5 protein-coding genes and 1 pseudogene are annotated in these 2934 nt (G+C 45.2%); all 6 read right to left on the bottom strand.

Annotated features, from left to right (window positions below; genetic code table 11):
- Nucleotides 1-42: 42 nt before the first annotated feature.
- Nucleotides 43-348: a hypothetical protein gene (locus G468_RS0116810; protein WP_026824017.1), complete on the bottom strand. Its 306-nt coding sequence runs from the start codon at nt 346-348 to the stop codon at nt 43-45.
- Nucleotides 348-746, bottom strand: a complete 399-nt coding sequence (locus G468_RS0116805) for a DUF6950 family protein (RefSeq protein ID WP_026824016.1) — start codon at nt 744-746, stop codon at nt 348-350. Before G468_RS0116805 ends, G468_RS0116810 begins: the two co-directional genes overlap by 1 nt.
- Entirely contained in the window at nt 746-1423 is a 678-nt protein-coding gene (locus G468_RS21655) for an Ail/Lom family outer membrane beta-barrel protein (RefSeq protein ID WP_051297181.1), read from the bottom strand. The genes G468_RS0116805 and G468_RS21655 overlap by 1 nt, the downstream gene beginning before the upstream one ends.
- Nucleotides 1424-1486: 63 nt before the next feature.
- A complete protein-coding gene (locus tag G468_RS0116795; RefSeq protein WP_026824015.1) occupies nt 1487-2068 on the bottom strand; it encodes a hypothetical protein in 582 nt (193 codons plus the stop codon).
- Nucleotides 2068-2664, bottom strand: coding sequence for a hypothetical protein (locus G468_RS0116790; protein WP_026824014.1), 597 nt, complete (start codon nt 2662-2664; stop codon nt 2068-2070). The genes G468_RS0116795 and G468_RS0116790 overlap by 1 nt, the downstream gene beginning before the upstream one ends.
- Nucleotide 2665: 1 nt before the next feature.
- Nucleotides 2666-2934: pseudogene (locus G468_RS24950) on the bottom strand (phage tail tape measure protein); the annotation flags it as partial.

Here is a 2934-nt window from a genome sequence, read left to right as displayed (position 1 = left end):
GCTTAATTATAAGCTATAAATCTCTACAGTTTTATTAGACCACTACAGTATGAAGTTTAACCCCCCTATAACAGGCACGTTGATTTTTTTTGTTTCGGCAAAAAATAATAACCCCGAACAAACCGTTTTACCTACAATCACCGTTTCTGACGCCGTCGACGAGCGCAATATTTGTTTACGTTCTGCCTGGTCACGATATCCATCCGGCGGCTTTTGCTGAAACAGCAGTGAGCCTGCGGTTTGAACGGCCATTCCCGCAGCAATCAACGCCAATCCTAAGCCGCCCGTTGCCAGTACGCCAGCGACCATCAACCCTGCACCGATTACGCTTGTGACGGTTTTGCCCATTATTCAACTCTCCATGCCCTGACAGGAATTTTATCAACCGGCCTTGCGCCAATATCCGTCACCGCCCAAATCTTATTTGCCCATAAAACACCCAGTGTTAGCCCTTCATCTCCCTCAAACATCACCACATAGCCACGCCTTGCCTGTTCAACGGGTATTGTGTTGAAAAAACGACTTACCCCCTGTTGTAAACTGCCAAATTTATTTTTTAATACCCGTAATGCCCCCGCTTTTGAACGATAACGCCCGCGAATTTCTGAGCAAGGGTCAAAATCACAAACGGCCATCACACAGTCAGCGGCAAACAAGCAACAGTCATGTTCGCCCCATGAAAAAGGGCGACTCATCGCCGCCCTTAGGGTATCTGGTAGTCTGGTTGCCCAGTCTGGATGTCGCATTAGAATTTATACCCTAAACCTATGGTAAAAGCGTCTGTTTTCCACTCGCCACTGCCTGAACGTTCATAGCCCACATCTAAAGTTGCCCCTTGCCAGAAGTTGACTTGCATACCAACCCCATAGGCTAACTGTGTTTTGTTATCTGAATTTGAATATTTAGCGCTATTAACTAATTTATCATTTCTGAACTCTTGTGAATTCGATTCATAAGAAGCTTTCTTATAGGCGCCACCGATTAATCCATAAAGGCTGACATATTCATTAACGCGATAAGTGGGGCCTACCATCAAAGAAACATAATCACCGGTTACTTTACCCGTAGCATGTATTCTATCTTTTTTATCATTTTTATCCGCCTTTGCAGTGGCATTATAATCCTGGGTAGAATAGGCAATTGAACCGATTACACCCCATTCGTCATCAATTTCATACCGATAGCGCATAAAAGCGCCGCCTAAATCATGATAACTATCTGAGGAAAGGATTGCCGGTTTGCCAAAATGACTATTAATTTCATCACTCGCTTTCTTTGCGTTATCTTTAAGTAAATTAACCTGGTCTTTGACTCCACCCGATTTCACATTCAAATACCCAAAAGAGAGCGTACTCTCACCCGCCTTTGCCATTACCGCGCCTGAAAATAGTGTCGGGATAACCCACAACAATAATTTTTTCATTGTTTGTCCTACTATTAGAAAAAACATTCATGAGCATAGTGTGAATTAATCTTTGCTCAAACCTCACCTATACACAAAAGCGGGCGCATCTTTTTTACTGCCCCAATAAATCGCCCGCTCAGCCATTTGCGCCACATATCTGAAGATACGGTCGTCACTTTTCCGTTTGCGCCATGACTCATCCGTGAATCTGTCCGGTAACCCCATGGACCAGCGCTCAAACCGATTGGATACCGTCACTGCAACCGCATTCTCTTCGCCTGTCGTCACGCCAATGTTTGAGATTTGACCCGCGAATATCACCTCTGCAATTTCAGGCTTCCCTTCCTGGTTGATAGCAACCAGCATTAGCCGTACATTCCGGCCTCGACTGCGCTCATTCATAACATCGCCAATCAACAACGAGTCAAACCCTGACAGTGACAAGATGAGTTGTTGTGGGCTGGTATTGTTTTGTTCCTTAACCTGTTCCACTTTGCCAAATTGACCCACACCTTGATAAAGCTCACCTGCAATAACTAAATTGCCGACACCAGTATGCGCACGCGTCACACCGGATTTTAAATCTAAACGGGCGGCGATAACAAGCTCATAGTTCTCATTTATCGCTTTTACCATGTTGTTTGAAAAGGGATGATAAAGCATTAGTAAAGCGCCTCCTCAAATGCTAAGGTGACGGTCGAAAACACGCCAGGTCGATACTGGAAATTTCCTTGGTCATTGGTCGTTAACTTAAAAATACCAAACGGTGAACGGGTTTCTATTTTATCATTTATTTTAGGCGCGTATCGCAACATCGGTGAAATGGGTATGGCAGCATTCCCCTTGACATCACTGGTTACATTATTCGTCACCATTTTAAGTTCGTTATTCACCGTCAGATAATCGCCTTTTCTCATCACAATTGAACTGGGGAGCCAATCCTTGGTTTGCAGTATTCTCCCCGTTTGGTTAGCAACGCTGACTACCGGCTCTCTTCTGCCCGTTAAGCCTTTTCGTATCCAGTTGTATATTTTTATTCGCCCACTTTCACCGTCAAGCTCAGCAGCCAACGCTTCAAGTTCACGTGACTTATCCTCAGTAAGGTTATTGAAAGTTAAGCTGCACCGCCAACGACTCCCAGGGAAACGCACCGTCTGAACACTTCCGGTAAACGTTGACGTAAACGTTTTGCTGTTACTCACTAGTTGCCAGTTCATAGTCGAAGGGATGATATTTTCCGGCCATTCCATTACCGCCATCTTAACCTCCTAATAATCTTCTTGTTCGACCATTGGTGGCGAAATCCCGCTGAATGCGTGCAATGGCATCATCTGCTCCCTGTTTTGCTGCGCGTTGGGTTATTTCTCCAATGACTTTATCGCCATTTCCCATCACATTAATTACCTGATGGATATGAACCGCTGTATTACCTGGTGTCTGCGATGAATCCCCTAGTGACCGTACACCTAGCGAACCATCCCGCCCTCGGGTCAGTGGCATAATGGCCTCCGGCCCTGCTTCACCCATTA

The sequence above is a fragment of the Arsenophonus nasoniae DSM 15247 genome, assembly GCF_000429565.1.
GTDB classification, from domain to species: domain Bacteria; phylum Pseudomonadota; class Gammaproteobacteria; order Enterobacterales; family Enterobacteriaceae; genus Arsenophonus; species Arsenophonus nasoniae.
The sequence above is the reverse complement of the archived record's forward strand: the minus strand, read 5'-3'. Positions and strand labels throughout refer to the sequence as shown.